The organism is Acidobacteriota bacterium, from assembly GCA_003225175.1.
Lineage (GTDB): Bacteria > Acidobacteriota > Terriglobia > Terriglobales > Acidobacteriaceae > Gp1-AA112.
Window position 1 is genome coordinate 3173 of the sequence record QIBA01000131.1, and the last position, 6958, is coordinate 10130.

A 6958-nucleotide genomic window follows, 5' to 3' on the forward strand; every position below is an offset into this window, starting at 1 on the left:
GGCCAGGACCAGATGGATTCGGAGAAGAGGTAACCGTGGTTGTCGAAGCGCTGGCGTGAACTTTTTGAATTAAGGTTACGCTGCCGCCACTAAAGTTGCCATCTCCATTGTAGGTGGCCGTGATAAAATGATTCCCAAGGAACGGTCCACCGGCCGTCAGGCTCGAGGTGTGTACCGTCGCCTGTCCATTCGAGTCTAGGGCAACGTTAGAAGCCAACGTCGTCGTAATCGGTGTTAGATTCTGATAGGTGAGGTCTCGAAAGGTAACGGTGCCGGATGGAGTAAATCCGGATGCTCCCGTGTTGGTCACAGCTGCCGTAAAAATGAGTGACTGCCCTGCAATCACACTACGAGTGTCTGGGACGCTAGAGCTAAGCGCCACATCAACTCCGTTTAAATTGCCGAGCGCGAAAAGGGTCCCACCGTTAAGCGTATAAACAGTCCCGTCCGGGCCAATAACAGTCGGAACATATGGTTCACCGATGCCCGGACTAAGTGAAGCGACTTGAGACAACGAGTTCGTGACCAGATTCCAACGATAAAGGTGGCCGTCCTCGCTCGGAGTAAAGATGCTATTGGTGGGAGGATTGACGGCAGCGGTGTTAATACACCATTCGCGCACCGCGTAAGGGTATGAGCTTGAATAAAACTCTTCGTCGGGAGTGGGACCAAGAACCGTAAATACTTCCCGCATCTCGACCAGACCTTTAGCCGATGGATGTGGATCAATCTGAGTAGCATTGGGATCGAGCAGGGCTATCTTGTTGACCCCGTTGCCATCTGCACTGACATAATTATTGTATTTCGAGAAGATCAGATAGGAAGAGACGCCTGAATACGAAGACACCATTGTAGCTGGCACAATGGCTGCGGTGTAATCCCATCCAAATCCTCCCGGAACTTTCTGGACGCTGAGCTCGCTACTGAAGCGCAAAAGGAAGCCTCTCGACCCATTATCGGGATTGCTCATGATTCCAAAATAAATGTCCCCATCCGGAGCAACGGTGGGGGACGCGGTGCTGTCGTCGAGAATTGCAGCATTGTTGCCGTTACGCGGATCTTTTAAGAACACTTTGTACTTCGTGGTCAAGGTGCTGCTGTCTAAGCCAAGCAGATATCCGTAGTACTGGGTGCTGCTTGACTTGACTACTACATAAAGCGTCGTTTCCTCGTAGCTCAGAGCCGGCGCCGAGTTATGGGAATCTCGACCTATATTGCTGTCGTTTGCCGCATTGCCAGCTAGAACATAGGATGCGTTACCGCTAGCATCGATTCTGGCAAAGCCGCTTTGCGTTGTGCTCAAAGGTGCCGGGGCGGTGCCTTGGACCCGGAAACCAAAAAAAATGTTGCCACTGCTGTCCGCCGTGATCGGCGTATTAACAAAGATACTGGAGTTAAAACCGGCGGCATTGGCCAGATAGTTAGACAAGCTGGTATAAAAGACTTTGCGAACCGCCGCCCCGTGTGCGGAAGAATCCGGGTTATCAATATAGTAAATTGTTCCTCCCGCCCCTCCATAGTATAAACGCGTGCCGAAAGGCCCGGAAGCTAACGTTGGTTGATAAACGGGAATCCAGCCGTGGGAGGGAAGAACATAATCGGTGCTGAGGGTGTACTTTGCGCCGCCAGTGGCCCCGTCGAAAGCCTCAACTTGAAAACCATTATTGGCCGTCTTTACCGGAACAATCACCGTGTTCGCGGAACTGATCAAAGGCGCGCCGTAGTGCGCTTGCGCTCCTGAGTTGTTGAAATCGATCGTAGTTGACCAGTGAATCGTATTGAGGTTTTGGCTCGGCACCTGATAGATGGCCGTATGTTGGGCGTTGCCAGCGAATGAAGCAACGGCAGGCAGTTGGGCGGCAGAAACGGAGCTGATTATCGCCAAAAGAATCAGCGGCAAAATGAGTGAACCAAAGCGGGGGATGATCCAATAAGAGTGGGGCATTTCCTTGCGGCTAGTCAATGCTTTTGTGCCATTATCGTAGCCGAAGGGTTTTTGCCAGCGGCCTGTGGTTGGAGAATAGCTGGTTGAGCAATGGCGTCCCCAAAAAAGGTTAGCTGTATTAATCGCCATTTTAGCAACCCAGCCGTATCGAGTGGCTCGACCGTAAACAAGGACAGATCCACCGGCCAGCGGTTTTTGATCCGATTACACTCTCTGGCCTCCTGCCTTTGTGCAGTCCCCTCGGATTGAATAGCAATCCCATCCCGTCACGTCTAAGTCTCTAAGCTCGGTGTCTTCGACAGTTTGGATTGCAGCCAGACTTGCGAGCATCGTTATACCGAGTCCCGCACCCAGCGCGACGGCGATTTTGATTCTCGACATTTAGACTTGGTTTTACCTAATCTGGCGACGCTATGAAAACGAAAACAGTGGTTGCGTCTCTGGTGGAAGCGGTTGCCGTCCTAGCAATTGCCCAAGCTCCGGCAACGTACACCGCTAGGGAGGCGGCAAAACACGTCGGCAACTGCAACGGTAACGGACGAGGTCGAAGGCGTTCACCGGTCCGGCAAAGGCAACATTGTCTTGAACATGGGTGGCAAACACCCGAATCAAGCTTTCACCGCCTTTGTTCCGCCTAGCAGCGTCGCTCAACTCTCGAACCCACAGCAATACGAGGGCAAAACCGTGGCTGTGTCTGGCAAGGATTCAGTTGTACGAGGGCAAACCGGAAATCATCGTCAACTCGCCTTCGCAGATCACGACTAAGTAACGAAGTAGCAAATGAAAGCACTCCGTTTTCTAATCCCATTTGCAATGCTGATCCTTTCAGCAGCAACCCTAGTTTGGGCGAGGTGCAAGACGCTCCTTCGATGTTGGCTTTGTACCGCCGTACTCGATGGAAGATTCGAGTCGGAAAATCCCTGTTCACCGCGCCGGACCGGATTGTGTGACGGCGCACGGCCAATCATCATAACGTCGCCAATTAACTCACTCGTTATTACGTCAACTCCGTCGCAATCCAGAACCATGCGAGCCATGTCGCCTCGATTGAGTTCAGGCAATTTTACGCCGTCGTAATTTATACGTGAGTAAGAGTCCTGAAACGGCGAAGAATAGAAGCAAGCCCGTGTTCAGTGTCTCGGGCACAACATTTGGCCCTGCGAAGATGATGGCTTGTATGGCGGTTAAGCCGTCGATAGTAACGAGTCCTCCGCCCTCGAACTGGAAACCCGGCCCTCTGAGTCCGAAGAGGTTGTCAATCCCGTTAGCGCCCTCTAGCAAGACATATTGCAGGAAGTAACCTCCCGTGTTGGTAAGATTCCAAGACACTTGGGCGTTTGCGGGATCTTGGAGGATAATCCCGAAGTTATCCGAGCCAAAGATGGTAAATGGCGACCAGACGACTTGGCCGTCCTTGATATTTGCTCCGGCCAAGAACTGAAAGCCGTTTCCGTTGCCGAACTGGTGTGAGAAGAACTGTATCACCGGCTGTGGCCAAGGTTCGTTTATATTGAACGCTCCCGGTGTTAGATCAATCAAGTTTGCGTGTGCGCTGCTGGTCAGCGCGATGAGTAGGATTGTTAGTTTCGCTTTCATTTTGCAATCAGAGGGCGCTTTCTTCGCCTCACGCTCCAATAGACGGGTAAGCATACCATAGACCAACGCTCATCTGACCAGATCCTTACAAATGTAAGAGCCCTATAATAAGCATAAGCATCTTAAATGCGAACGGTTTTTATAATGCCAGACATAGCCGCCGTTTCTAACGAGGTCTAAAATGTAAATTATTCCGACACCTGGAGTGCAGTATCTGATTGTATCGCTCTAAGTTACTGTGCTTTAAAGTCTTATACTGGCTGGTTAAATTGTAAGAATGCCCGGCTTGTGCGGTCTGTTAGAGACCAGATTGCTTGCGCGTTGGAATCAATCACTGAGATACAGTCACAACTCCAACCGGGTTTGCTGAGATTGTCCCGATGATTTCCCAGTACTTCATTGGGCCGATTGTGCTTCTTTTGTTCTCCACACAGCAATGACAAATGATGTCAACGGGGTCCAAATGACGCACGGGCTACAACGTTCACGGGCCTTTCCCATATTATACTAAAGTATAATAGACAGACCAGTTCGCGCATCCTATTCTTACCGGTTCTACATGCAATCCCCCGAGGATTTCTTCGATCTGTCAGCAGATTTCCAAAACTCCGGGCGCGAAACAGCTCCGGCTGATCTTTTCTTACGACGGCGACGCACTTTCAGAAAATTTCTTCTGGGTTTCGTACTCAGCGCCTGTGCTTTGGTCTCCCCCTCGGCGTTGGCACAATCGGGGCAACCGAATATCATCGTAATTCTGGCAGACGATTTGGGTTACGGGGACGTAGGTTTCAATGGCTGCCCAGATTACCCGACACCGAACATCGATTCCCTGACGATTAACGGGGTTCGCTGCTCAAGCGGATACGTGACGCACCCGTTTTGCAGCCCATCGAGAGCCGCTTTGCTCACTGGCCGCTATCAGCAGCGGTTCGGACACGAAAATCAACCGACCGATGACGCGGCTAATCCGCGACTGGGAGTGCCTGCGCAGGAATTGTTGCTAGCGCAAATACTCCAGCCAGCAGGCTACGTTTGCGGTGCGGTCGGCAAATGGCATCTAGGCTTGGCACCGAACTTTCATCCTATGCAACGGGGTTTTGACGAGTTCTTCGGTTTTCTCGGAGCTGCGTCGTCCTACTACAACGCGACGCTGCTTAGGGGCACGACGCAGATCACGGAACCGGCCTATTTGACCGATGCCTTCACGCGAGAGGCGGTGTCTTTTATCAATCGCCACGCGACAGAACCCTTTTTTCTCTATCTAGCTTACAATGCGGTGCACTCGCCGTTTGACACTCCTCCTCAGAATTATATGGACCGGGTTGCAAACATCACCGACCCCAACCGGCGAACATACGCGGCGATGGCGACTGCGCTGGACGACGGCGTCGGGCAAGTGTTGCAAGCGCTGCAAGGACAAAATCTGCTCAGTAATACGTTAGTTTTCTTCCTAAGTGACAATGGAGGAGACAATAACAATCGCTCCCGGAACTATCCCCTTCGAGGCTACAAATTCAACGTGCTAGAGGGTGGTATTCACGTGCCTTTCGCTGTCCAGTGGACGGGGCGCTTGCCGGGTCAGAGTGTTTACAATGAGCCGGTCTCGTCGCTGGACATCGTCGCTACAGCAGCGGCTGCGGCCGGGGTTCAATTGCCGGCGGATCGTGTCTACGACGGGTTCAATTTAATACCATGCGACCCGCCGTCAGCGCCCGGTATTTCGGGCGGATCCCCAGACACCATATGGGCAGTCCGCAGTGGTGTGCTAAAACTCGTGGCGGCAAGAGGCACGACCAGTCAGCCTGCATCGCTGTACAATTTGCAGACCGATATTGGAGAAACCCAGAATTTAGCAGGGGCGCAACCTGGCGAGGTCAGCACCCTGAAAAGCCTATACAATCAATGGAATAGTGAGACAATTCCTCCTCTGTGGCTGAATAACAACGACGTGAACATTCTTCCACTGGTTTTGGCGGGAGATTGGAATGGCTACAATAAAGGTGACACGACGTTTCCCTGGAGGCTGACAAGAATCACCGCGCCTGGGGCGCAGGGAACACCGGACGCATTTAACTGGTTTACTAATACAATCCATGTGGGCACAACCGGCGGTGATACGACTCCGGGACTTCATTCTTTCGCTTTGGTAGGCGGCAACAGCTATTCGAAGCAATGGGGAGGAGTAACAATAAACGTCGATGGCACTACCTCAGTCCCCTTCTTTTCCGGCAGTGTATTGGCACCGACCAACAGCATCTCCTTGCAAGATGGATACTACTACTCCTTCCGGATCCTCGATTGGATTAATCAGATAGGGGCCAGTATGAAGCTCGCAGTTATGAAAACTTCTGCTCCTCCAATATTAGTGAGATTGAATGGGCAGACACCAACAACGCCGACGTCCGACGATTCCGTCACGATCGGTATTCTCACAAATCAGCCGAAATCTGTAGAGGAGCGAATTTACCTTCGCTGGTCAGCGGATTTTTTCATCAGATCGCACCTTGTCGAGGCGGCTGGCTCGGGACTGAATTACTCAGCGACAATCCCCGCCCAGCCGGCGGGAACGGGTGTACAGTACTGCGTTGCAACATCAACGGCTGATCTCTCGGCGCTCGTCACGTCGGGCACAATTGACCCGCTTACCCTGGCAACCAGCAGCAACTCTCACTTCGTGGTGGCTCCAGGAGCAAACCCGAGCCCGACGCCAACCGCAACCCCGCCACCGACCCCGACTGCAACGCCGACTCAAACACCAACACCAACTCCTACAACAACGCCAACTTCAAGTCCCACACCAACAGTTACTCCTACAGCGACTCCGTCGCCTGGTTTGACTCCCGCTGCTCCTTCAAATCTATCTGCCACCGCTGCCGGATGTCTGGATATCAACCTCTCGTGGATAGACAATTCGAACAACGAGACGGGATTTAAGATTGAGCGAAGCGTCGATAACGTGACGTTCAATCAGATCGCAACCACATCGGCGAATATCACGACTTACACGTCACACCAGGTATCTGCCGGATTACGCTACTTTAGAGTGAGAGCGTATAATGCCAATGGCGACTCGCCATATTCGAACACTGTGAGTTCACAATCCGGCGCTTGTCCAACCGGTACGCCCACTCCTAGTCCGAATGCAACGCCGACTCAAACGCCAACAGCAACTCCTACAACAACGCCAACTCCAAGTTCCACATACACCCCGACACCCACAGCAACCGCAACAGCCACCCCGAACTCAACTCCCACCCCCACCCCCACCTGTACCACTGCTGCTGCGCCCAGTAACCTTGTGCTTACCGTCGGTTCCTCCACCCAGATCAACTTGAATTGGACGGACAATTCAAACAATGAACAGGGTTTTTACATTGGACGTAGCACAGACGGCGTAAACTTTACGCGAATTGCCAC

The 6958-nt window shown here is 52.3% G+C and carries 4 protein-coding genes and 1 pseudogene; 2 read left to right on the forward strand and 3 right to left on the reverse strand.

The window, feature by feature from the left end; genetic code table 11:
• Window positions 1–2074 (reverse strand): hypothetical protein (locus tag DMG62_23525; GenBank protein PYY20490.1); only part of this gene is annotated, 2074 nt, incomplete at its 3' end.
• A gap of 339 nt (window positions 2075–2413) precedes the next feature.
• Here DMG62_23525 and DMG62_23530 point away from each other — a divergent pair.
• Complete coding sequence (locus DMG62_23530; protein ID PYY20487.1) at window positions 2414–2710, forward strand: hypothetical protein; 297 nt, start codon at window positions 2414–2416, stop codon at window positions 2708–2710.
• 288 nt (window positions 2711–2998) lie between these two features.
• Here DMG62_23530 and DMG62_23535 read toward each other — a convergent pair whose 3' ends face one another.
• Entirely contained in the window at window positions 2999–3595 is a 597-nt protein-coding gene (locus DMG62_23535) for a hypothetical protein (GenBank protein ID PYY20488.1), read from the reverse strand.
• 505 nt (window positions 3596–4100) lie between these two features.
• Here DMG62_23535 and DMG62_23540 point away from each other — a divergent pair.
• Window positions 4101–5189, forward strand: a pseudogene (locus DMG62_23540) (sulfatase).
• A 1505-nt stretch (window positions 5190–6694) separates the two neighbouring features.
• Here the strand turns inward: DMG62_23540 and DMG62_23545 are convergent.
• A complete protein-coding gene (locus DMG62_23545) occupies window positions 6695–6898 on the reverse strand; it encodes a hypothetical protein (protein ID PYY20489.1) in 204 nt (67 codons plus the stop codon).
• Window positions 6899–6958: the final 60 nt, after the last annotated feature.